This is a genomic window from Pelagicoccus sp. SDUM812002 (assembly GCF_031127835.1).
Lineage (GTDB): Bacteria > Verrucomicrobiota > Verrucomicrobiia > Opitutales > Opitutaceae > Pelagicoccus.
In genome coordinates, this window is record NZ_JARXHX010000001.1 from 419,816 (window position 1) to 443,965 (window position 24,150).

General features: G+C 51.3%; 22 protein-coding genes. 11 read left to right on the forward strand and 11 right to left on the reverse strand.

Annotation, left to right across the window (positions count from 1 at the left end):
* The 9 genes from QEH53_RS01740 to QEH53_RS01780 form a co-directional block, all read right to left on the reverse strand.
* Complete coding sequence (locus QEH53_RS01740) at positions 1 to 1,125, reverse strand: AAA family ATPase (RefSeq protein WP_309021391.1); 1,125 nt, start codon at positions 1,123 to 1,125, stop codon at positions 1 to 3.
* Positions 1,122 to 1,985, reverse strand: a complete 864-nt coding sequence (locus QEH53_RS01745; RefSeq protein ID WP_309021392.1) for a hypothetical protein — start codon at positions 1,983 to 1,985, stop codon at positions 1,122 to 1,124. Before QEH53_RS01745 ends, QEH53_RS01740 begins: the two co-directional genes overlap by 4 nt.
* Before the next feature lie 3 nt (positions 1,986 to 1,988).
* Positions 1,989 to 3,842 carry a DNA polymerase gene (locus QEH53_RS01750; protein ID WP_309021393.1) on the reverse strand — a complete coding sequence of 618 codons (1,854 nt, stop codon included), beginning with the start codon at positions 3,840 to 3,842 and terminating at the stop codon, positions 1,989 to 1,991.
* A gap of 2 nt (positions 3,843 to 3,844) precedes the next feature.
* On the reverse strand, positions 3,845 to 4,072 hold the full coding sequence (locus QEH53_RS01755) for a hypothetical protein (protein WP_309021394.1): 228 nt from the start codon (positions 4,070 to 4,072) through the stop codon (positions 3,845 to 3,847).
* Between the two features lie 105 nt (positions 4,073 to 4,177).
* A complete protein-coding gene (locus tag QEH53_RS01760; RefSeq protein WP_309021395.1) occupies positions 4,178 to 4,465 on the reverse strand; it encodes a hypothetical protein in 288 nt (95 codons plus the stop codon).
* Complete coding sequence (locus QEH53_RS01765; RefSeq protein WP_309021396.1) at positions 4,458 to 5,270, reverse strand: hypothetical protein; 813 nt, start codon at positions 5,268 to 5,270, stop codon at positions 4,458 to 4,460. The genes QEH53_RS01760 and QEH53_RS01765 overlap by 8 nt, the downstream gene beginning before the upstream one ends.
* A gap of 54 nt (positions 5,271 to 5,324) precedes the next feature.
* A complete protein-coding gene (locus QEH53_RS01770; protein ID WP_309021397.1) occupies positions 5,325 to 6,008 on the reverse strand; it encodes a hypothetical protein in 684 nt (227 codons plus the stop codon).
* A 610-nt stretch (positions 6,009 to 6,618) separates the two neighbouring features.
* A complete protein-coding gene (locus QEH53_RS01775; protein ID WP_309021398.1) occupies positions 6,619 to 7,785 on the reverse strand; it encodes a hypothetical protein in 1,167 nt (388 codons plus the stop codon).
* A complete protein-coding gene (locus QEH53_RS01780) occupies positions 7,785 to 8,918 on the reverse strand; it encodes a hypothetical protein (RefSeq protein WP_309021399.1) in 1,134 nt (377 codons plus the stop codon). The genes QEH53_RS01775 and QEH53_RS01780 overlap by 1 nt, the downstream gene beginning before the upstream one ends.
* Before the next feature lie 324 nt (positions 8,919 to 9,242).
* Here QEH53_RS01780 and QEH53_RS01785 point away from each other — a divergent pair, with 324 nt between their 5' ends.
* The 8 genes from QEH53_RS01785 (at position 9,243) to QEH53_RS01820 (ending at position 20,084) form a co-directional block, all read left to right on the forward strand.
* Entirely contained in the window at positions 9,243 to 9,899 is a 657-nt protein-coding gene (locus tag QEH53_RS01785) for an N-6 DNA methylase (RefSeq protein ID WP_309021400.1), read from the forward strand.
* On the forward strand, positions 9,896 to 11,521 hold the full coding sequence (locus tag QEH53_RS01790; protein WP_309021401.1) for an Eco57I restriction-modification methylase domain-containing protein: 1,626 nt from the start codon (positions 9,896 to 9,898) through the stop codon (positions 11,519 to 11,521). Before QEH53_RS01785 ends, QEH53_RS01790 begins: the two co-directional genes overlap by 4 nt.
* Position 11,522: 1 nt before the next feature.
* The gene (locus QEH53_RS01795; RefSeq protein WP_309021402.1) at positions 11,523 to 14,063 is read left to right on the forward strand and encodes a DEAD/DEAH box helicase family protein; all 2,541 of its coding nucleotides are present in this window, start codon (positions 11,523 to 11,525) and stop codon (positions 14,061 to 14,063) included.
* Positions 14,064 to 14,070: 7 nt separating this feature from the next.
* Positions 14,071 to 14,961, forward strand: a complete 891-nt coding sequence (locus QEH53_RS01800) for a tetratricopeptide repeat protein (RefSeq protein ID WP_309021403.1) — start codon at positions 14,071 to 14,073, stop codon at positions 14,959 to 14,961.
* Positions 14,962 to 15,129: 168 nt separating this feature from the next.
* Positions 15,130 to 16,314 carry a hypothetical protein gene (locus QEH53_RS01805; protein WP_309021404.1) on the forward strand — a complete coding sequence of 395 codons (1,185 nt, stop codon included), beginning with the start codon at positions 15,130 to 15,132 and terminating at the stop codon, positions 16,312 to 16,314.
* A gap of 58 nt (positions 16,315 to 16,372) precedes the next feature.
* Positions 16,373 to 18,421 (forward strand): GNAT family N-acetyltransferase, encoded by a 2,049-nt coding sequence (locus tag QEH53_RS01810; protein WP_309021405.1) that lies wholly within the window; start codon positions 16,373 to 16,375, stop codon positions 18,419 to 18,421.
* Between the two features lie 7 nt (positions 18,422 to 18,428).
* The gene (locus QEH53_RS01815; protein ID WP_309021406.1) at positions 18,429 to 18,917 is read left to right on the forward strand and encodes an ASCH domain-containing protein; all 489 of its coding nucleotides are present in this window, start codon (positions 18,429 to 18,431) and stop codon (positions 18,915 to 18,917) included.
* A 513-nt stretch (positions 18,918 to 19,430) separates the two neighbouring features.
* Positions 19,431 to 20,084 carry a hypothetical protein gene (locus QEH53_RS01820; RefSeq protein ID WP_309021407.1) on the forward strand — a complete coding sequence of 218 codons (654 nt, stop codon included), beginning with the start codon at positions 19,431 to 19,433 and terminating at the stop codon, positions 20,082 to 20,084.
* Positions 20,085 to 20,131: 47 nt separating this feature from the next.
* Here QEH53_RS01820 and QEH53_RS01825 read toward each other — a convergent pair whose 3' ends face one another.
* Positions 20,132 to 20,734 (reverse strand): hypothetical protein, encoded by a 603-nt coding sequence (locus tag QEH53_RS01825; RefSeq protein WP_309021408.1) that lies wholly within the window; start codon positions 20,732 to 20,734, stop codon positions 20,132 to 20,134.
* A 40-nt stretch (positions 20,735 to 20,774) separates the two neighbouring features.
* Between QEH53_RS01825 and QEH53_RS01830 the strand changes: the two genes are divergently transcribed.
* Positions 20,775 to 21,701: a hypothetical protein gene (locus tag QEH53_RS01830; protein WP_309021409.1), complete on the forward strand. Its 927-nt coding sequence runs from the start codon at positions 20,775 to 20,777 to the stop codon at positions 21,699 to 21,701.
* A 23-nt stretch (positions 21,702 to 21,724) separates the two neighbouring features.
* Here the strand turns inward: QEH53_RS01830 and QEH53_RS01835 are convergent, their stop codons facing one another.
* Positions 21,725 to 22,939, reverse strand: coding sequence for a phage integrase N-terminal SAM-like domain-containing protein (locus QEH53_RS01835; protein ID WP_309021410.1), 1,215 nt, complete (start codon positions 22,937 to 22,939; stop codon positions 21,725 to 21,727).
* 428 nt (positions 22,940 to 23,367) lie between these two features.
* Here QEH53_RS01835 and QEH53_RS01840 point away from each other — a divergent pair, with 428 nt between their 5' ends.
* Together QEH53_RS01840 and QEH53_RS01845 are read left to right on the forward strand one after the other, a co-directional pair.
* Positions 23,368 to 23,709: a hypothetical protein gene (locus QEH53_RS01840; RefSeq protein WP_309021411.1), complete on the forward strand. Its 342-nt coding sequence runs from the start codon at positions 23,368 to 23,370 to the stop codon at positions 23,707 to 23,709.
* 5 nt (positions 23,710 to 23,714) lie between these two features.
* Positions 23,715 to 24,062, forward strand: a complete 348-nt coding sequence (locus QEH53_RS01845; protein WP_309021412.1) for a hypothetical protein — start codon at positions 23,715 to 23,717, stop codon at positions 24,060 to 24,062.
* Positions 24,063 to 24,150 lie beyond the last annotated feature (88 nt).

Genomic DNA, 24,150 nt, shown 5'->3' on the forward strand with positions numbered 1-24,150 from the left:
TTACTCCTTGCCGAGGCAATATTCGCCGCTCGAAGTCTTCCTGGCGTATCCCTTTTCAAGAGCTTCGGCGATCCGGCGGGCGGCGGTTGCTCTGCCACATCCGACGTCGTCTGTGAGGTATTCGAGGATGTCCTTATGGCGGATTTTTCCGTCACGAATTGCATCGGTCACATCTCTAACGCTGACAGCTTGGCCGCGCTGCTTGCCGTCGAGATCGTCCTTCCATGCTTGAAGGTCGAAGGCTGCATCCAGTCCGTAGAGCATGGTGGCGTCATCGAGTTTGAGGCCCACGGGATCGAAGGGTTTGGCGTCGTTGGACTTTCCACAGGAGATGATTATGCGGCTCGGATCTTCGGCATCGGCGGGGGCGATATTGATCTGGGCTCGAGCTCCTGAATAGAGGGCCTTGGATCCGAGGGCGTAGTTTCCCTTGTCCCAGCCGACCGCTTGAGCGATGTTCGCCCTGCCCGTTCGGCCATGGTGGACGATAACGATCGCAGTGCGAGGATTGAATCGGCGGCATACTTTTGTGATCTCTCGGAGAGTGTGGCGAACATCGGCGTCCTTGTTTATGTCGCCCACGTGAATCTCACCGTAGGGATCGATGTAGACCACGTCGGGATTGACGATGCTTAGCGTATCCACCCACTTGCTACGGATCTCTTCGTCTCCCAGGTTAATGAAGGCATCGTCCATCTCTTGAACCACGTGGAAGAACATGTGGGCATCTACTTTCTCTCTCTGTTCAGGCGACAAAGACTGAGTCATCTTTTGATACTCCGACTTCTGACGATAAATGCTATTCTCCGTGCCGATGAGCAGGTGCTTCAGGGGCGTCGGGTGCGTCTTCAAACCAGCGAAACTCCAACCGAGGATTTGAGTAATAGCCACCTGCATCGTTACGCGACTCTTACCGGTGCCTCCCTGCCCGATGACTGTAGTCAGCTGACCAAGGGCGATGACTCCATCTCCGAGGATGTTTACCTTCTCGGGGATGGGCACCGTACGAAGCTTTGATCCTGTGAGGATCGTGAAGGGCTTTGGCTTCGGGTGTAGTTGGTTCTCGGTGACGTGGAAGTCGGGATCTTCGATCTCCTTCCAGATTTCAATGAGGTCGGTGGTCATGGGTGCTTGGGTGCGATTGGGTTGAAGAATAGGATGGACTGAGTCTTGCCGTTATCCCGGCGTCCTCCTGGCATTCGTACTAGCTTGGAGGCATCCCAAAGTGAGGCATCGGATCCGAGAAAGACTGAGTGGCGAAAGAACCGGAGCTTGGAGGCTTCGTCTAGGGTGCGAACATCGAACCAACCGTGGAGGGACTTGCCTCCCGAATAGACTACCATGATTAGGGGCGTGTATTCGGTGTGTAATGACGAAAGAATGGCTGCTTGTTCCTTCAAGGTGCCTCTATCGAACTCAACTACCTGATAGACCTTGCTCTTGGTGGCATTATCGAGGCATCTGGGGGATGGGTGTCCTGATTGTGTGATACCTGTCTCCTTAGTCATGGCATTGGGAACCAAGAACTGCATAGCAGCTTCTTTGCCCCGCCATTGTTGGCGCAGTTGAGTGACAGCGCTCTTGGTATCAAGAGCTAGACAGAGCAATGCGTTTTCGGAGAAAAGGCGGTCTATGACCTCGCTGGCAGGCAACTGAGTGCCTTCGCTTCCGAAGAGTATCGGGTGGTCGATGCGTCGATTCCAGGCGTCTTGGCTGAACTCGGGCCAAGGTGGGATGCGGTCCTCTTCCGAGGGTGCGGAACGCTCTTCGAAGGCTCGGGCGATTGCTCGATCAATTTCCGGAGTGAAATCGCGGTCGTTCCATTGAGAAGCTACGCTTAGTAGGAAGGAGCGTATCTTTTCGCGTGAGGCGACGTTCTTGGCTCGCTTGGCGACGGTGTAGAGCCAGACGTTTCGTTGTCCGGGCTCGGGTGGGTGCTTGAGAGTTTCCTCAAGGGCTTTGGTGGTGTTTTTTAAGATGGCCATCGGTTATTTGGTGTAGGCTTTTGCTTCGATTCCATCGGCTGCGACAGGCAGGCCGGGAATCCAATCTGGGGTTTGAGCTAGGAGTTCGGTGACGGTTTCAACCGTTACTTCGGAGTCTTCGGGGACTTCGCAGATCACTTCATCGTGAACCGTCCAAAGGATGCGGATACCCGCTTTATGGATACGCAGGAGGCCTTCGGCGAAAACGTCTCTCGCAGTCGCTTGCACGAGGTTTTCGGTGAGTTTTCCGCCGTACCAGTTGATCGATCTTCCGCCTCTTTCCGTCGCGGCGTAATAGCCGTCGTTGTCGTCTTGAACGTCGAAATAGCGGATCGTGCGAAAGCTCGGCAAATACATGAAGAAAGTGCTGCCGAGATGGTAGCCCATCGAGTCTTCAATCGCTTGCCAGAGGCTGACGATGCGAGGGTTTGCCTTGCGGAAATCGTCGACCGTGCGTTTCGCTTCGCCGATGGAGATTTCTAGACCGTAGCTTTTGGCGAGGAATTGGAAGGTTTTGCAACCCGCTCCGTATCCAAGACCAATGACACGACACTTCGCCAGAAGGTAGAGTCGTGGGTTCTCCTTCTTTAGATCGCCGCCTTTCCAGCCCATCGAGGTTTCGGCGTGAGCTTGGTAGATGGGGAGACCGTTGCGGATCTTGTCGAGCAGCTCGTGATCGCCAGCAAGCCACGCGAGAACGCGAGGCTCGATCTGGGAAAGATCGGCGATGATCAGCTTGTGACCAGGTCGGGCGACGAGGCACTTGCGAGGATCGACTCCATGAAGAGCTTCGCGGTTGAAGTTTTGGAAGTTCAATCCGGCGTCGCCTGCCCAGCGTCCGGTTGCGATGGCTCCGAAGTACTTGAGACCGAACGGGAGGCTTCCGTCGCGTCGACAGCGGCTCTGCATGGTTTCGAGAACCTTGAGCATGCGATTGGCTTTTCGCCATTCGGACATGTGCTTGAGCCATGGATACCGTTCGCCGTATCGCTCAACCCATTCGCGAGTGACTGGATCGTCTTCGCTGGTGGAGTTGGGAACGGGGATTCCGGCTTGCTGACAGGCTTCAGCGAAGGCTTTGGGACTGCTGGGTTTCAAGCGGGGAACCCAAGGCAGTTTCGCCGCTTCGGCTTCGCAGACTTTGGTAAGCGTTTCGATGCCTTCGCGGACTCGCTGAAGGTCGAGGTGAACGCCGTACTCGCCTTGCTCGATGGTGAGGCTTGAAAGAATGCGTTCTTTCTTCGGCCACTTGTCGCTGTGCGAGATCCAGAGTTCGCAGGCGAGGCGAGCATCGTCGAGGGCGTAGTCGAGAACCGCTTTGTCGTGACAGAGCAGACCGGTTTGCATGCCTTTCATCGCGTCGCGGATGGCTTTGTTCGGCTTCTCGCCTAGCAGCTTCTCTGCGGCTCCTGCGAGGCTGCGAGGGGCTTGGAGATAGACTGCCAAAGCGGCAGAGTCATGCCATTCACGAGGACGGATGCGAGTCGGGATGATTCCTTGTTCCTTGAGGCGGTAGAAGACGGCTCGGTCGAAACGGGCGTTGTGGGAGATCCAAACGCAGTTGTCGAATTCCTCCCAAGGACACTCGCTAGGATGGCCAACGAAATTGCCGTGCGGTCCCCAGAAAGAGACCAGGTAACAATCAAAGCGAGGATCGGCGACATAGGCGTCAACTCCGAGACTTCGAACGTCGTATCCTTTTGTGTAATACGTTTCGGTGTCGAAGCCGAAGATCTGGCGTTCCTTGTGCGAGATGCGGAAGGATCCGCCATTCTGGCCAGTGACCGGCAACGGGAGATCGATCTGATTTGGATCGCTCGCTTGCGGACTGGCGTATGGTGAGGCAAGGGCGATCATTGCTAGCGGCGGCGTGGGTTGACGGTGCAGTTTTCGCTAAGCGCCTTGCGGACTTCCTCGATGTCGAAGCGGATGAAACGTCCGATTTTGACGAACGGGATTTTCCGTTGGGCCTGCATTTGACGGACCCAGCGAACGGAGGGACGGGAGGACTTATCGAAGAGCGCTTCGAGGAGTCCGTTGGCATCAACCAGTTTTGGTTTAGATTCGGTAGATAAACTATTTTCCATTTAGATTTTCGGGTTTAAGCACACGAGGGTGCATTCAGTTGCGTGATTGCGTTTAAGAAAAGGAGGCCCGCCCGACGGTGGACGGGCCATGAGGAGAGCTGAGAACTAGAGCTTCGAAAGGTCGTCACTGTGGACGAGTATCCAGAATCCCTTACGGTTTTTCTCAGCCAAACAGACCACAGGAGTTTTCTCTTCCTTGTCTGCGAGTTGCTTGGTTTCGTCCCAGAGCGTGACGGCGGAGTGCTTCTGGCGCTGCTTGCACTCGATGAAGAGATCGGGGTGCAAGGTGTCTGAGCGAGTGACCTTGGAGTTGCCGCCAGAAAGAGCGTTGCGTTCCGTGTTAAAGAAGGTGGCAACGCGTCTTTCTAGGGCCTTCCATGCCTTGTCAGGCATTGGCCACCTTCTTTCTGGGATCGAAGCCTTTAATGTGTCGCCACATCGAACAGGCTTTTTTGAATACGTCGTATTCCTCGATCAGAAGCTCGGGAGCGTAGGAACAGACTTCGAGGCGTCCCGGCTCGGTGGTGGAGATGTAGACGTTGGCTCCGAAGACTTTTCCGAGATTCTCCTCGCCCCAGTAGGTCGCGGCATAGGCTGCGATCTGCATGGCTTGCCCATCGTATGGATACACGGGTTGGCCGGGGGTAGTCTTGCGAGTTTTGAAGTCGATTACGCCGATCCCGTTCTCCCCATAGCGACAGGCTACATCCATTGTGCCCGCGAATCCTTCCTTGTGATTTACCAGCGTCTTCTCGCGTTCAACGAACTCGATTTGCTTCTCATGTTTCCAGTCAATGACCGGCTGAGTGTAGACCTGGAGGTCTTCGGCAACAGGAACGCCTTCGAAGTATTTTTCTAGTGCGTCGTGGATACGCGAACCGAGTTCCGCGGCTTCTCCAACTTGAGCGAAGGCTTCTTCGATGATGCGATCTGCAAAGTACTCGTCGCTTTCGTTCTTCGTGCGGTCGAGTCGCATCGAAGCGAGAGCGACCTGACGCATTTTCCAGCGATCGAGCTGAGGCTTGGCGAAGATTCCGAGGATGGAGGTAACGCTTGGATACAAACGCAGACGGCGAGCGTCGCGGATAGTGGTGGGACGGAGCCCGTCACCGCTCGCTCGGGGCAAGCGATGACAGGGGCTTCCGTCTTCTTTGTACCAGTGGGAGGAGGAACCACTGTCTTTTTTGAGAACTGCCATTTCTAGGTTGTTGGGTTCTAGGTTCTGGTTGCTAGGACTTGCGGGAAGCGTGGCCTAGAATGGGCAGTTGTTGCCGTTGGGATCGTTCGAGGGATCCCAGGAACCGACTCCGCCTTGCTGGGGAGCCTGTGGCTGCACTGGCTGTGGAGCTGCTCGGGTGGGAGCTGGCGGCTGTGCGTTGTACTGCTGCGGGAACGGTACTGGTGCGTTGGCTGGAATGTGTGCCGCCGGTACGTTTACAAGTTGTGCTTGAGGAGCGGATACGGGAGCTTGTGGAGCTTGATTCGCTTCGAAGACTTCGAGCGGAAGAACTTGGTTCTTCAGTTGCTCGATGACCGGCGAGATGCTGTTGAGGCTCGCAAACGTGCGAGTACCATCGCGGCTTTGCTTCTGGGCGACAGAGATCATTCCGCCTTGGCCCTTCAGTTCGCAGTAGTCCCAACCGTAGGCGGGTGGATGGCCAAGCCATGCCGAGAGGAACTTGTAGAGGTTACTCTTGGGTGAACCGCTGATTCGGAATTCGTAGGACTGGACCTTGTAGAGGTTTCCGTCCTGACCCTTGAAGCCGAAAAGGAAACGGGTGACGTCGAGCTTCTCCATTTCGTTAGGATTCTCGAACTTCGGGCGTTCGACACCGAACTGGTCTAGGACCTCGAGACAAGTGGCGATGAAGGTTCCCGCCGGAGCGACTTCGCCGACTTCGAAGGAGTTAGATTGGGGCTGAGTAAGTTGTGCCATAATGATTTTTGATTCATTAGGCAGCCCCTCCTTTACTAGGACACCGTGTCTTTGTTTCTTGGAGGAGCTGCTAACACCCCCAAGGCGCGATATTTCATGTCACAACTGTGATATTTGGCGTCACATTTCACTTTTTTGAGTTTTTTCTACCAGAAATTTCCTCGTTTGCGATTTGCCGTGTAAAGGAGGGCATGAATACCTATTATTGTAACAATTGTTGGAAAGCATTGGGACTAGTGAGCCCAATCGATATAACATCCTGCAACCCTACGGGGCGCAGTTATCTGCTGGATAAGTTTGAGAAGCATACGCTTCCTCCGACCGGGTCGGATTATATTTCGGTCTACGATGATGCCACAATCGATGCGTACACGGAAAACATCGAGTTGGCATGCGCCTCTGGAGCATTAGAAATAGACCACAAAAGAAGAAGAAACCTTTTGTATCGTAGAAATGTACAAATCGGCGTGGGGTTCAGTGGATTGATTCCTGTCTCAACCCTCGATACGGTTAAGGTAGTTTGCCCTCAGCAAACTGGATCGGTCCATTCGTTTCCAGTAGGATCCAGCGCCTTAACGAATACAGTCTGTAATTCTTGTGGATGCAGAATCTAGGCCTCCACTTTCCAAACCTCGCCAGCGTCGGGTGTGTAAGTGCAAATGTATCCAGTTTTCAATCTGGCTTTGAGATGGGCACTTCCGAAAGGCAAGGAAGCAACGATACGCTTGAGGTTCGAGCTGACCGATTGACGGGCTTTCTCTTTTTCACCTTGCAAACGCGATCTGCCGCCCACTCCGGACACTTCAGAAAGATGTTTGAGGATCGAATCTCTCTCGTCCTCCAGCCGTTCTATCTCGTCTTCACGTTCGAAGGCCATGGCTTCCTCCAAGTCTTCCTCGATGTCGAGCAAACGCTCTTTATAGCGGCGAAGAGAGGATCTGTCGGTTGTTTCCAAGTCTGAGACTTCAACGGAGTCTTGAACAGCATCAGGATTTGCTAAAGCAAACGAAGAAAAATTCTCAGTGGGTTTGCTCAAAAGCTTGGCTAGGAATCGAATCCCCTTGGAGTCAGAAACCGTTGCTTCCTCGCCATCAAAGATGAAACGCCAGGTGGCACCCTCGCATATCAGTGCATATTGAGGCTTCGATTTCTCGATGCCTAGCGACAGAGGCCAGTTGATTTCAAAGCTGCTTGTATCAAAATCTGTGATGAAGAGATTCGAGGCTTCGAGCAGTTCTTCTGTAGCAGAATCGAGATCGGGATAGACAGGAAAGACTACCACTCTAGCGGATCGGCTGCGTTCACGAGCAAGCGCTCTCAATCTCAATTCCAGCGAATCGAAAAAGCCACTGCCAATCGACAGGTAGACGCGAAGCGTATCCGACGCTGAAATACGTTTGTCTCCCAAGCGAACGAATTTCTCTGATTCCTGAAGTCCTTTACCGACGATGGCGTTTGTCGCTCGCAAGGAATCGGCAAACCTGGAAGCGGAAAAGCAGTATTGCCGTACATCGTCTTCGCTCAAGACCTCGAAGCCATTCGGCTCGTCGGAGTCTTCGACGCCGAAAAGCTTCCCGTTCACCTGCCGAACGATCATCCAGCGTAGCTTTTCATCCAGATAGGCTTCTGGAATCGGAGTCTCTTCAAGCAGGCCATTGCGAATCAATGGCTCCCAGAGACCGGGTTCGTAGCGTTGCAGCTCGCGATACCGAAAAAGAGGTTCTTCGACGGCGCTGACTCTACGCCAGAGAAAGGAGAGGTCGTCAGAAACTTTCATTACGCCGACAAGAGCCCCCAGCGTCGAAGATAGCGAAAAACCTCCATGGATCGCGTCGAGCGATTGAAGGAGATCTTGTTCGAGTCGGAAAGCGTAACCGTTTTTCCACGACGGCACTCGGGAAATACGATTTTGATCTTGGCTGAGGCTAAGCGAGCTTCTCCTAGCGATGGCCGTAGATTGAGCTTCTCCAGCGTCTGGAAAACGTCCTTCGAATTGAAATCAACCCGATGGGCTTCCTTCCCGCCAAACTGGCAACGTACGTCTGTTAACGAAGCATAGTGGCCTGACTCCAAATCAAAGACGAAAGCAGGATCTTTCAGCCGTTCCAAGTTGATCAAGGTTTCTGATTCCTCCGAGTCGAAGAACTCAGGATCATCCAAGAACACTTTGCCAAAGGTGGTTCGCAGAATTGAGGTGTCCCTCTTTGTCGTGGATTCGATCTCGATTTTTCCAAAACGAGGGAAGTAGGCGATGAAGTCCTGCTTCACAGGCCGAAAGATGAGAGGCTGAATGTCGATGGTCTCGCCGTTCTCCTTCATCTCGAGAACGGCTTGAACGCGCTCTTCGTGGTACACGATGAAGTTCTGTACGTCCCCATCGGTGAACCGCTTCACCAGAACCTTCTCCGTGCCTTTCCGGACGGCGAAGGCCTTCCTTAGAGCTTTGGCAAATCGCTCAGTTCCTTCTTCCAGAGCCTCTAGCTCCCGAGCTTCTTTCCCGCGAAACATGGTAAACTTGTCTACCCGCGAAACGGTCAAGGTATCGTAGGCCACCTCAAACACCTCAGGAAACTCAGACAAGACCCGCAGCGCCAAGACTTCCACATGCAGAGAATGGACGCCAGGGATCTCCACTCCGAACTGCTCAAGGGCATCCATGAGAATCTCTTGCCCCTGCTTGGTCGACAGGTCGTAAGCCCGATAGATGCCCTCCAGCATCCCCTTGTACGCCAAGCGATTTCCTGCGGAGTACCGGAGCCAATCCTTGAACGTTTCGACCGTCAGCATCTCCGGAAAGCCGTCGAGGCCTTCCTTCCACTGGTCGCAATAGCGTCGAAGCACACCTTCGAAACACTTGAACTTATCGAGAAATCTATCGGCGTTAAACTTACGTCGAGGAGATTTTGGCATTTGAGGATTCCTTTCTTCTAGGGAGGTTTTGATTACGAGTTAACCGATCCGGCAACAGCTCGCCGATTCGCGGGGAAAACGACGTTAGCAGACCCCCTAGGACAGTTCCTGTCCTATGCTCTGTGATATTCTCGAAAAATTCACCTCGCCATCGATAAGGTGGTAGGTAAAAACCTTTAGCTTCTCCCTTACGCAAAGATCTTACAGATTTCTCCCCTAAATGACCCGTTTGTTTGAAAACCATAAACTGCCCACAGCGACCTGCTCCAAACCGTACAAGTTGCCTCCGTCGGATGATTCAAACCTAGTTCCTGCCTTCGAATTATGGACCTAATTCGTTCGAAACAACGGATCGCTGACCACGGGGAAGTCTTCACCCCCGAATGGGTGGTCGAGGCGATGCTGGATCTCGTGAAGGGAGAGACCGAGCGCATTGACTCTCGATTCCTTGAGCCGGCCTGCGGTAGCGGAAACTTCCTCGTGAAGATTCTCATGCGAAAGCTCGCAGCTGTTGAGCTGAAATACGGCAAATCTGACTTCGAACGGCGACACTATGCCTTGTTCGGTATGATGTGTCTGTACGGTGTCGAGCTACTACCCGACAATATCGCTGAGTGCCGAGCGAACCTTTTGGAGATCTTCGCACAGTACCTCGCCCTCGACCCAACCGATGACCTCTATCGAGCAGCGTTTTACGTGCTCTCTCAGAATCTTGTTCACGGTGACGCACTAACCATGTGCAGCCACGATGGCGACGCGATTACATTCGCGGAGTGGGGCTACCTTGGGAAGGGTAAATTCCAGCGACGGGATTTCCGTTTCGATGCGCTAACTCAGTCGTCGGTGTTCAGTGAAGAAGGCTCTCTCTTTGCCCAAGTCGGCAAACATGAGATCTTCACCCCAGCGAAAACCTACCCGCCAATGACTGCTCGCAATTTGGCAGAACTAAGTAGTGCAGATACATCGAAAGGGGCCTCATGATTGAACAAGTCCCATTCATGCTCAAGGGGCGCAATCCAGATGTTTTGACCTGTATTGCAAACCTATCCAACGACGAGGTATTCACTCCACCGGAGTTCGCCAACAGAATGCTCGACACATTAGCCGAGGCATGGGCGGAAAGCCACAATGGGGCTAACATTTGGAGCGACAAGACCGTCACATTCCTTGATCCCTGTGCGAAGTCTGGCATTTTTCTCAGAGAGATAACCAGTCGCCTTACTAAAGGCCTGAAAGAAGAGATTCCAGACCTTCAAGAGCGCGTCGACCATATCTTGACCAAGCAGGTGTTCGGCATCGGGATCACTAGTATCACCAGCCTGCTTGCTCGCCGTAGTCTATATTGTTCAAAGCAGGCCAACGGTGAGCACTCGATTGCTCGCTCCTTCGGCAGCGATGAAGGGAATGTCTGGTTTGAGCGCATCGAGCACACTTGGGCAGGTAACAAGTGCGAATTCTGTGGGGCTGACAGGAAAACTTTCGACCGAGGCGAAGATCGCGAGACGCACGCGTACGCATTCATTCACACTGACAACATCAAGGCTCGGATCGCTGAGCTATTTGGAAATAATATGCAATTCGACGTTATCATTGGAAACCCACCGTATCAGCTTGAAGATGGGGGAGCTGGGGCTAGCGCAGTTCCGATCTACAACAAATTTGTCGACCAAGCTAAAGCCCTTGAACCACGCTTAATTTCGATGGTTATCCCCTCCAGGTGGTTCTTTGGAGGGCGTGGATTAGATAATTTCCGACGAGCTATGTTGAGCGATAGAAGCATGCGAAAGCTTATAGATTTCCCAGATAGTCGCGAAGTCTTTCAAGGAGTCGATGTGGCGGGTGGGATCTGCTATTTCCTCTGGGATCGTGACAATTCTGGTGATTGCTCTGTTGTCGCGCACGAGCCAGGGCAAGCACCCGACGAGGTGGTGCGCCCTTTGATCGAACCAGGCACTGATATCTTCATACGAAGCAACAAAGCACTTCCGATATTAAAGAAGGTTATGGCCTTCGAAAACGGTTCGGGTTCGAGTGATCTACGTCTACCGGAAGACAAACGTTTTGATGTACAAGTGAGTTCACAGAAGCCCTTTGGTCTTCGCACTTTTTTCCGAGGGGTAGACAAGAAGTCGTCCAAAAACGATCTGTTAGTCTTGCAGAGCCGTGGTAGAGCCTGGACTTCAAGAGATCAAATATCAGCAGGCCAAGACTTGATCGATAAGTGGAAGGTCTTCACTTCAAAATCCTCATCAGAGCACGCGGGCCAAGTGGACAAGAATGGGCAACGCCGTGTTCTCTCTTTATCAGGCGTGATTCCGCCAGGTTCTGTGGTCACAGAGACGTACGTGCTCTTAGGAGCTTTCGATTCTGAAGAAGAGGCTCGAAACTGTTTCTCGTATGTGACGACGAAATTCTTCCGATTCCTTATTGCCGTTCGATCATCGGCACAGGATCTCGCTCGATCAGCTTACTCGTTTGTTCCGCTACAAGATTTCTCGAAGCCTTGGAATGATAAAAAGCTCTTCAAGAAATATGGAATTTCGAAAGACGAGATTAGTTACATCGAATCAAAAATCCGCCCCATGAATCCAGACAACGGCTAGGATGACAAAGCCCTCCATCGATCAAATCCTCACGCCGAAACCGGAGGCTCGACCCCGCATCTATGCCTATTCAATAGGCGACGAGGCTCATGCGGGCTTGCTCAAGGTAGGGCAGACAACGCGAGACGTGAAACAACGTATCGCCGAGCAGCTCAAAACCGCAGCAATCAAGAATTATCGAATCGAACTCGACGAAGCTGCTGAGCGGGAAGATGGCTCGATATTCTCCGATCACGAAGTTAGAGCCGCGCTCGCTAAAAAGGGATTTGAGAACACCGAGCTAGAGTGGATGCGTTGCACTGTCGAGGACGTCAAAACGGTCCTCATCGAATTGCGTACCGGCAAACGGATCTCTGGCACTCATGCCGAAACTTTCCCGATGCGATCAGAGCAGCAAGATGCGGTAGATACGACATTATCCTATTTCCACTCCCGTTGGGATGAAGATGAAAAAGCAATACCTCGCTTTCTGTGGAATGCAAAAATGCGCTTCGGCAAAACCTTCACCACTTACCAGCTTGCCAAGAAGTTGGAAGCGAAGCGTGTACTGGTTCTGACCTTCAAGCCAGCCGTTGAAGATGCTTGGCAAGCTGACCTCGAATCGCACGTGGATTTCGATGGCTGGCAATACCTCTCTCGCAACTCAGAGAGCGACCCGTCACAGAATTCCAATGACAAACCGCTCGTGTATTTCGGTTCGTTCCAAGATCTTCTGGGACGCGACAGGGCCGGAAACATCAAGGCCAAGAATGAATGGCTTCACATTATAAATTGGGACTTGGTCGTATTCGACGAATACCACTTTGGAGCATGGCGAGAGACCGCAAAAGAACTCTTCGAAGGTGAAGACGACACCGAATCGAAGGAGGAGGCGAAACTCGAATACGCATCAGGTTTGGAAAACGTAAACGAGGACCTGTCAGAACTTTCCTCAAAGGAAAGCGAGTTCCTTCCCATCACGACAAAAGCCTATCTTTACCTCTCTGGCACTCCTTTCAAAGCGCTTGCGACAGGCGAGTTCATCGAAGAGCAGATTTTCAACTGGACCTACACTGACGAACAGCGAGCAAAGGAAGCGTTCGCTAAAGAGCACCCAGGTCAGCGCAACCCCTATGGGGCGTTGCCCCAAATGCGCCTGCTTACCTATCAAATGCCGGACGAACTGCTCTCCATCGCAAGCGGTGGAGAATTCGACGAGTTTGATTTGAACGCTTTTTTCGAGGCGTCGGGTCTCGGCGATGAGGCTGAGTTCACTCACAAAAGCGACGTGCAGAAGTGGTTGGATATCATACGCGGCGGGTACACCGCGAAAGCGGCAGAGCAGTTGAAGGCAGGGACACGACCGCCATTTCCCTACTCCGACGTTAGATTGCTCCCATACCTGCAGCATTCCTTTTGGTTCCTACCCAACGTCGCGGCATGCCATGCCATGGCAAATCTGTTGGCCGAAAGACAAAACACGTTTTGGCATACCTATGAAGTGGTTGTAGCTGCCGGGACTTCGGCAGGTATCGGACTGCAGGCCTTGCCTCCCGTTCGGAAAGCCGTTGGCAGCGGCTTCGACACGCAGACAATAACGCTCTCATGTGGAAAGCTAACCACGGGAGTCACAGTCCCGCAATGGTCATCGATCCTGATGCTCCGCAATTTGAGTTCGCCCGAAAGCTACTTTCAGGCCGCTTTCCGTGTGCAGTCTCCCTGGTCGATCAAAAACCCGAATGGAGATGATCCGAACGAAGAGGAAATTCTCAAGCCAGTCTGTTTTGTTTTCGACTTCGCACCCACACGAGCACTGCGCCAAATTTCTGAATACGGAATTGGACTGTCTCCTAATGAACCCAACCCGGAAAACGCGGTAAAGGATCTCGTATCCTTTTTACCAGTACTCGCCTACGACGGATCGAGAATGATTCAGATCGATGCCGGCGGTATCCTTGATATGGCAATGGCAGGTACATCCGCCACCTTGCTTGCACGCAAATGGGAAAGCGCCTTGTTGGTGAATGTCGACAACGACACCCTACGTCGAATTCTCGAGAACGAAGACGCGATGGCTGCTGTAGCACGCATCGAAGGCTGGCGGGCCCTTGGCGACAACGTCATCGAAACCATTATTAACAAGGCCGAAAAGATCAAAGACATCAAGAAGAAGGCCAAAGAAGGAGAGTTGACGAAAAAGGAGCAGAAGGAACTCAGCGACGAAGAGCGTGAATTCAAATCGAAGCGAAAGCTCGTTCAGGAGAAGTTGATCAAGTTCGCCACTCGCATTCCGGCCTTCATGTATTTGACCGATTTCCGAGAGAACACACTCCAGGACGTTATCACAAAGATAGAGCCAGACCTCTTCGAGACAGTCACCGGATTGACCGTAAAAGACTTCCATCTACTGGTGAGCCTGAGGGTGTTTAACACAGAGCAAATGAATGCAGCTGTCTTCGCATTCCGTCGCTACGAAGACGCCTCCCTTCGCTACACGGGTATCGAAAGCCACGAAGGCCTGACCCACTACGGGCTGTATGACACAGTAATGGCGAAGGAATAACGACTTCATGAACAAACCGGGCAAAGAAGAGGAAGCCGTCGAACGATACTTGAGCCTTTTTCGCGAATATCGGGCTGCTGATCAAATACGGGTATTCGAACATCAACGGTGTTTCAGGAACGAGACGGTCATCAAACTGCGCAAATGTGAAGAAGAGCTGTTTGACCTAATGGAAAGCGACAACCCCAAAATTTACTTCGCTTTAGGTTTGATTCACTCTCTTGGACTAGGGCGAAAATTCGATTCGTCTCAAGCCGTGCATTGGTTTGAAAAGGCCGCCAAGCTTGGTCATGTCGAGTCCATGAGACGTTTGGCCGGACTCCTCAAACGAGGCGGCGAATCCAACGACCTAAAAGCCTCTTTCGCTTGGTATATGAAGGCAGCAAACCTAGGCGATACAGGAGCAATGGTATTCGTCGCTTTTGCCTATCGAGAAGGAACCGGGGTTGAACAAAACCCAACCAAAGCCGCAGAATGGTTCGAAAGAGCCATAGATCACGGAGACCTGCGGACATTGGTCTTAGTTGGAAAGCTGTATTGTAGAACGTTAGGGGAAGCCGAAAAGGGACTCGAGACGCTTCATCGCGCCGCAGAACTCGGGTTCAGAGATGCAGACATCGAACTGGCTTTTCTATACGGGGATAGAGGCTTCAAGCTCTACGACCCGAAGAAGGCGGTTGAATGGAACTGGCGCATTCTGTACCACAAAACCGACATAACGCGACCTGGAGCACTGTATCGCCTTTCCCAATACTATTGGAATGGTGATGGCGTAGAGAAAAACGCTGAACAGGCAAAGTCACTACTCGGCGAGTTAGTAGCGATGAATCGCGAGCAAAGCGACTATCACAAGAAAGCCCTAGCACTCCTATCCGAAATTGAATCAAGCTTGCTGTAGGTGCCCCGTGCTAGAATTGGACACGCCATCCACATAATCTAAAATGTTAAAATTTGCTTTTGTATATAATATGCTGTGCTCCAGAAACCGAATTCATAAAGTGGAATACCTCGCGTTTTCTGAACGCTTCCCTTCTCGAAAATCCGCCCCCCAACCCTTATCAATCAGATGGCCCTAGTAGACATTTGGAAATCCAGCCCTGAGCAGTTGAAAGGAAAGACTGTTCAACAGATTCTCTCCTTTGCAGGCAATGGTACGCTGAGAGACGGCAACGAAACGTCGGAGGAATTTAGAACATATCTGGCCCATGTGACTTCTAGCACTCTGGCTGAACACGCGTCCTTCTGTCTGAACAATAAGTTCACGGACTCGGGATTGGCTTTGCAGGATGTGGTTAACCAGATCGGGAAACGATTAGGTTTTGCGATAGAGTACGGGAGGTACCGTGGTGTCCGCAATGAAGTCGGATTTGATGGAATTTGGAAGTCTAAGTCTGGAGAGTCGATCTTAGTAGAAGTCAAAACAACTGACGCGTATCGACTTTCCTTAGACACCACAGCCAACTACCGTAAAAAGCTAATAAAAGCAGGTGAACTGCAAGAAGAGCACTCTTCTATCCTTTACGTCCTCGGTCGGTCGGATACAGGCGACTTGGAGGCGCAGGTTAGAGGTTCTCGCCACGCTTGGGATATTCGCCTCATAAAACTGGATGCCCTATTGAGGCTGCTTTCGGTAAAGGAGGAACTCGACGACGTGGAAACCTTCGATAAGATTCGCGCGATCCTACGCCCCAAAGAATACACCTTGGTAGACGAAATCGTCGACCTCGTCTTTACTGCTACTCAAGATGCCGTTTCGGATGATGTCGAAGAGGAAGATGCAACCATCGACAGTAGGCCGAATCCCCAACCCAAAGGAAAGAAGTTTACCACAGCAAACTTTAGGGCACCCTGCGTTGAGCGTTTGCAAAAGCACCTTGGGGAAACCTTGGTCAAGCAGAGCGCTGCAACATTCTCTACGCCCGATGATTCGCTAGGAGTTCTCGTTCCAATCTCTCGCGAGTACCACGATAGATCGAAAGGAACCAACTACTGGTTTGGGTACCATCGCAAGCAACACGAAGCACTTGCTCAATACGACAAAGCATTGATCGCCTTCGCATGTGGAACTGAAGAGCAAATCGTCCTGATTCCGAGAGAAGAGCTGAATGGATGGCTAGACTTTTTCAACACGACAACAGGCGAGGATAAGCATTACTGGCATATCCATCTCGTGCATGTAGAAAAAACTTGGATACTGGAGACGAAGCAAGAGTTTGAGCATATCGATGTGACCAAGTATTTTTTGAAATAAACACGAAGACGTCCGGCAAACCGAACCAATGGAATCCTCCCTAAACACCTCAACTCAAATGCAAATCGGCACTGTTACTGCCGATGAATTGCCCCAAGTCGTAGAGCTCTGGAAACCTGACCGGCAAACGCTTGGCTTCTTTCCTCAAGGAGCATTCGAGACCTACGCAGAAAATGGAAACATCCGAATAGCAAAGGATGAGTCTGGTCGAGTTCTAGGTTACGCAGCGTTTCGAGAAACCAAGAACTGGATACGTTTAGCACATCTCTGTGTGGATAGAAGCATCCGAGGAGCCGGCCTTGCCAAGGGGCTTATTCAAGACCTCAAGGAGACTGCAAGAAAGCGAGATTGCTTTGGTATATCCCTAAAGTGTCGTCGCGATTATGATATTCACAAGTTTTGGCCTAAAGTTGGGTTTACTGCTCGCAATGAGTCGGAAGGTCGAGGAAAGGAAAGAAAACCGCTAACGCTTTTCACTTGGGAATCTGGAGTCCCTGATCTTTTTTCAGAAGCCATCCAAGCCGAAGACAGTCGTTTGTCTGTGGTGATGGATACAAACATCTTCATCGACATTTTTGGAGACGGAGAGCAAGTGGCTGCAGAGGAGTCACGAGCGCTAGATGAACCATGGTTGTCCGACTCAATAGCTCTTTCGATAGTCAATGAGGTATTCAATGAGATTAACCGGATTGAAGACGAATCAGATAGATCTTCGCTAACGATAAAGGCACGATCAGTCGAAGAGCGGCAACACGATGAGGAAAAGGCAAAGCAGCTATTTCCGATTGTCAGGGAAATTTTGAATTGGGACACACTCACTCCGAGCCGCGAATCGGATATCCACCAACTTTCACGTGCTGCCGCGTCGGATTGCGATGTGTTCGTCACTCGAGACGGTGAGATGCTGAACAAAGCCGAAAAACTTCTCGAAGCTTGTGATTTACTAGTCCAGAGACCCGTAGAGCTCATTTCGCTACTAGACCAAAGCGAAAGAGCCGCATCGTACTCACCAGCATCACTCTCGGGCACAACGATATCCGACCGACAAATCAGCTCATCCGATATCGTGAGAATTGCAGACATTTTCTTGTCCTACCAAAATGGCGAGAAGAGGAACCAATTTCGCGAAAGACTTCTCGTCGAGGCCTCCCGCGTAAGATCCGGTCATAGCGGCATCAGCAAGCTTGTTGAAGATGATGCGGGTAATCCAGTTCTCTTCTACACCCATCGCATAGATGGCGATACGGCACGGGTTGAGTTCCTAAGGTCCACAACTTCACGATTTGCTCCTACGGTGATCCGAAGCGTTCTCTTGCGTCTCATCAGCAATGCAGCAACTTCGAAGGCGAAGTGCATCGTAATTTCGGATACAAATTATTCAACCGAAGTTCATGAGGCTCTGGTCGAGTTAGAATTTTACTGGGATGATCAAGTCTATATTCGAAAGATTGGATACGGGGTGCTCGATATTAGAAACTTCGACGATCAAAAGCTAAAAGATCTAGGACCTTTCCCCGAAGGCATAACCGATGGAGAGCATGCAATCGAATTGGCTCAACACATCGAGAAAACACGTTGGCCAGTTAAAACAGTTGGGGCCGACCTAAAATCAGTTTTGATTCCAATCAAGCCACATTGGGCGGGAAAGCTCTTCCATTCCACAATCGCCGAACAAGAACTATTCCGGCCAAGTCCAATTCTTGCTCTCAATCGAGAGAATGTTTATTACAGCAAGTCGATCTCAGCGCCGCTAGAGTACCAGGCAAGAGTCCTATGGTACACCACCTGCGACAAGAAAATTCTTGGTTCTGGGGAAATCTGTGGATGTTCCCGTCTGATCCGAAGCCACCGAATGAAAGCAAAAGAGGCATTTAAGGCATTCAACCGTCTAGGAGTGTATGACTGGAACGATGTCTTGGCGTTGGTCAAAGGAGACCCTGAAGCGACTGTCACAGCGTATCATTTCGCAGACACCGAGATTTTCGAAGCTCCTGTGAAGTTGGATGAAGCCCGAGCGATTGACGCTGGAGGCATGATCGCTGGACCATCAATTTTGACCGAATCGCAATTTCTCGAAATCTACAAACGTGGATTCAACCTCCTTTAACCAAACCATGAGCCAAAAAGCAGTGCTACTTTCAATCCATCCTCGTTACGCGAACGCAATCTTTGATGGGACCAAAACAGTCGAACTTAGAAGGAGAATTCCCAGCTTGCAGGCCGGTGACTTAGTTATCGTGTATGTGACTTCTCCTGTTTGCGAAATCCAAGGAGTCTTCACGGTAGAGAGTTTGGAATCTGGCAACATAGAGCGACTCTGGCGAAAAGTCGGAAGCAACTCTCAAGTAGACTACCAGGATTTCAAAGACTACTTTGATGGATTGGAAAGCGGTTTTGGCATTGTTATCGACGAAGTATTCAAACTCCCGCGACCGACAAGTCTCTCAGCGATGAGAGAACGCAATATTCAACCACCCCAAGGATTCAGGTACTTAAACCAGGACGACCTCAAAGCGTTTATTGGGAATGGGAAGCGAAGAAAGCTGAGCTCTCACAACACCGCTCAACGTCGATCTCAGCAAGACATTCTCGTATTCCCTTGAGCCACCTAACGGGTAATTCCTCCGACTAACGAAGGACTCAAAGACCGCGTCTCCCTCATCGGAGAGCGGATTTTTTGGAGACCTAGCACAGGAAGTTAGCCGTGTTCTAAAAGGCCCCTTGAACCCCAAAAAACAGTGAAAACTATGAGAACGAAAGAGAACCAAGAAAACTTAGATTACGTTAGATGACTACGCAGGTTCGGAGAAGCCCATGCCTATCAATTGTTTGCGTCGGATCCAGTTGATTTTTCATACAGTACATCAATTGAATTGTAATATTTCGCGCAATTAAACACTTTCAGTCGCAACCAACCAATGATGAGCGAGTTTGAACAAAAACCTTTAAGTCATTGTGTTTCAGCAACTTATTAATTCTCATTAGCTCATGCTTCAATTCGACGAAATGAGCCAATCAAGGTCCAAACTTAGTAAGCACATTTTCGGACTGTTCAAAACACAACTGAAGCGAGGAGCTGGCGTCCAAAGCCAGCTCCGACCTAACTTTATTCAGCCATGACCTTTCCAAGAATCATTAAGTCAAAGCACAAAAAAATCAACGATGAGCAGGTTCGCCTAAGAAGTGAGTACTGGCCAAAGATACAAGACGATGATTTGTGGCAAAAATCCACAAGCAACGGATGGTACTACATCCCACGAGCATTTCCTTTGATCCAGAGGATTATGAATGCGATGGCACCGAAAGGGAAGCCCGTATCTGACGTGTACCTCGATCTTTGGTGCAGAGTCTTCACGCCCGAGCAAGCCTTCGTCAAACTAGGTGGGCTACACGAACAAATGGCATTCTACTGTAATTTTAACGGAGAAAGAGCCGTACACACGTGGAGGGGGCGGATCAAAATCCTAGAGGAACTTGGCTTCATTGAGCTCGCAGCGAGTGCTGAATCCGAGCTTGGCTATGCATTGCTAAAAAACCCCTACACAGTCATTCGCGACCACCGAAAAGCAAATCCAGAAAAAATCCCAGACCGCCTTTACAATGCCTTACTCGAACGTACCAACGCTATAGGAGCCGATGACCTTCAAGAAAAAGTTGATGAATCCCCACCCGCGAAGAAAGTAGTTAGAGTTCGGAGACGAGCACGGGGTTCAACTGAAACGAAACAGCCTAGAGCTAAGAAGAAGTTGAAAAGCCGAGTCCGTAATTAATTGGATACCAGGATTGATTTGCTTCCACAAAGACGGCCTTGCTATGCCTAAAACACCGGCACTTTCGACTGCTCCTCTGTCCGCTTTTGGTGATATGCTTTCGAAGCCTCAATAGCGTCGGTAGAATAGATCATCAGCTGCTTTGTCGTTGCGAAGAAGAAGGCGAGCCTCCCCTCTTCGCTCTGAAAAACGGTTTTGGCATACAAAACAGGGATCTCGATGCCAACCGATGAATCCGAGCTTAGTCGCTTCCAGCCGCTACCGTAGGCTGACAAAGCAGCTGCTAAACTTTGATCCGTAAACTTCTCCTTCAGTGTAATGCGAACCCACAAAGCTTCGAGTTTGGGATCGGAATAGAGGACTTCGAGCCTGACGTCCTCCTTATTGTAGACGCGGATCAAACACGGCTCTTCGATGGGGACATATTGCCCTTTGAACGGAGTGTAGATCTTGTAGCCCACAACCGCTTTGCTCGATTGCTGCGAACCGTAGCGGTCATAAAAATAGACAGGACCCTTTTCAAGACTCTCCCCGAGAAGCGAACCGGAAACTGAGACCGCCAAAAGGCAGGCAAGGCCAAGCGATTTCGCACGCCAAAGGGAAAAGCGAAGAGCCCTCTCGACAAGAGTTGGAAAGCCGAAAGGAGACATGCCTTCTAATACGGCTTAGACTGGTTCAAGTTTACTCTACGTGACCACCGAGAACAAATCAGCACCAATACGGCGAATCATACCCGAAACGATCCCCCTCGTGACCGAAGGCGAGACACTACACCCAGAAGCGGAACGCATGGAGGAGGATATCAAAGCCGACACCCCTTCACCGATAGAAACTTACCGAACAGATGGCCCGGACAAAGCGTTCCGAATCATAGTGACCGAACAGACACGCAGCAAAGCGATCCGCTTTCTTCATCAGCTCATTTGCACACTAGAGGAATTCGGGATCGAGCTAGGTACCTGTGAGAAACGAGGCAGATATGGATTCCAAAAACAAGGGGCACTCGTCTGGATCGAAATTGAAGAGCAATACGACAAGAAAATACCCGACCTCACAAAGAGCTACAACCTCACGTATTCTGGCAATCCCCGCTACGAACATATCATGAACGGTCGCCTCAAATTCCGACTCGTCGCCGATCCCGGTTTTCCCGGGCAACGCTCCTGGAATGAAACCGATAGTCAACCGATTGAATGGATACTCGCACGCGTAATTGAGAACATAATACAATCATACGACAAACTCATCCCCGAGGAGCGAGAAAGGGAGGCACAAAAGCGGCGATGGGCTGAAGAGGCTAGGGAGGAAGAACGACGACACCTCGCCTACGAACTCGAACGAAAACACGATGACAATCTGCTTCGAGCCATCGAGCTCGACCGCCGTTCCGAGGCCATCGCCGCATTCGCCGCCAAATGCGAAAGACGCTGGCAGGAAGCCCAAAGCCAAGCACTTACCCCAGACCAAGAGAAATGGCTAAAATGGGCCTCTCAGCGAGCCAAGAGGCTATCCCCATTCAATTACGGTTACCCCAACCCCGAGAAAGACCTCCCAGTCAATCTAGAAGAGTGGGACAAGAACACCCCACTCCCCGAACCAACACAGTTGCCAGGTTAGAAGAAACGAAGCGGATCCGCACCCTATACGCAAGCCGTTTCAACTTCCTTCGGAGCCTCTCCCTTCTGCATCTCCTCAAGCTCCGCCTCAGTGGGTTTCTTGATCGCCCAAAACTGCCTGGACTCGTTTTCCGCGACCATCTTCAAATAGTGACGGCGAACGATGGCTTCTGAATTTCCAGACTGTAGCGCTGTGGCACCTACACTTTTGAACTTTGCCACGTGCATCGAAATGAAGGTGTGGCGGAGGACGTCGTGACCGAGCTTTTTCCCGGCTCGGATCTTCTTCAAACGGCGCTCGAAGTTCGTGACCGCGATTGAAGCCTTCTCCTTCGCAAAGGGCTTCAGCCAGTCCGCTAGATTGGGCTGAATGTTGATCGTGCGATATTCTCCGGTCTTCGAAACTTCGGGCGGGATGCGAATGACCTTGTTGCGGAAGTCGATCAAACTCCACGCCTCAGCGCCCATCTGAGCGATCTTGCCAAGCTCTCCGCCCGGATACTGTGGACGAATCCCCGCAAACAACGCCAAGGCGAAATAAGGGATCATCTCGGGATCCTTCCATGCAACGTAGTGCATCAACTCTTTCGCCTCCTTGAACCTGAGTATTTGAGGAATCCCCCGCTCGAGCTTGAACTTAGGCAGATCGGAAGCGGGATTCTCTGAGAGCCATTGGCGTGGTTTCAAAAGGCACCATTCAAAAAAGGAATGCAGATCAGCTCGAAAGTTGTTCTGGGTTTTGGGCGACCAGGATTTGGACTTTATGTAGTCCTCCAAATCAGCGATTGAGATCTCGTGGAGCAGCTGCTTTGGCACTGCCTTGGTAAACTGCGTGAGCGTGCTCTTAAGCTGCTTAATGGACCTCTCGCGGACTCCAGCAGCCCTCTTGGCGTCAAGGAATTCGTCCAGCACGTCAGAGATCGTGAAGCTCGAGGTCGGCTCTTTGTAGTTCCCGAGAAAGTAGTCGACTGCCTCCCGCAAAGAGTAGCGTCCATTCAAGCGATCAAAAGCATCTTGCGCTTCCGCGATCTGCAGATCCGTGAGAGTGGTAACGGCTGAGCGGTGGGTCTCGCCGTTGAGGGCTTTGATTCGCAAACTCTGAATTTCCTCCAGAGCATCAGCATGCTTGAGGAAGTTCTTCCTGACTCGCTTGCCGTCTACCGTACCTGTTACGCGCCACGAACGAGAACCCGTCCGTTTGTTTTTGTATTTGGTGATCTTAAGTTGAGCGGATTCCATAACGACTTAAAGGTTGCCAAATATCGTGGCAACCGCAACACAAATCGTTGATTATCAACACAGAGGTCAGGCTCATAACCTGAAGGTCGTTGGTTCAAATCCAACCCCTGCACCCATAAGGCCCTCGAAGTCAACGACTTCGGGGGCCTTTCCATTTGTGACTCATTTCGGCGCTTCAGGACCTGCCAAATCGAGCGTAAGCGATTCACTTCAGGACTATGCAAAACTGGTGAGCCCTTAAATTTTTCATGGATACCATCCAATCCGCCTTTGCGCTTCTGTATACGGAAACGGAATGGGATCTGCAAAGAGGATGCATACACTCCACGGAGCAGCGGTGAACCATTCGCAAAGGCAAGGTGCAAACCGAACCTTGCAGGTTGTAACGTTGCATTCCTGATCACCAAAACAATCGAACCATAACACACATGAAAAACAGCAAAACACCTCTAATATTGAGCATCATATTCGCCTTCTTCCTGTTGGCGGGTTGCAGCGACGAAGGGGGCTCGGTCGAGCTGAGTGACACGGACATCGTCGAATCGGGAACCTACACCGGAACCGCCAAAGAGGTCGATCCGGAGGAAAAGGAAATCTACGTGGAAACGCAGGACGGCAAGACCCTCGAGCTATATTTCACCGAACAGACCCAGCTACTGGAAGACGGACAGAACGTTGCATTTTCCAGCTTGTCGCAGGGCGACCGAATCGAGGTTCAGATAGAGCGGAAAGGCCAGCGGCTCGAACCGATCTCTGTTAGTATTCTCTAGGCTGAATGGACAGCATTCCGTCCATGTGGCGGACAGAGCTTTGGCAGCCTCTGTCCGTCCATTTTCCCATTGCACTCCTCTCGCTGGCTGCGGCGGTCGCGATCGCCCTCCCCTTTTTCCGCAAAAGAAAACCCTTCTCGTCGTTGAGATTCACTTACAGCCTGCTCTTATGGAGCGGGCTCTTGGCATTTTGGATCGCATTTTACACCGGCCAGCTGGCCTATGACGTGGAAGTCCGCCGTCTCTGCGATCCCGGCGTATTGAAGAAACACCTACGCTGGAGCTACATCTCGGGGATCTTCTTTTCTATAGCCGCACTTTGCGATCCGGGGCAGGCCGTCCCGAGGTTGTAAGCGAAGCGGACCCTGCAGTATCTCTCGTTCAGCCTCGCGGTCATTGGAGGCGGGGCTATGTTTACGTCGGCCACCTTGGCGCTTCGCT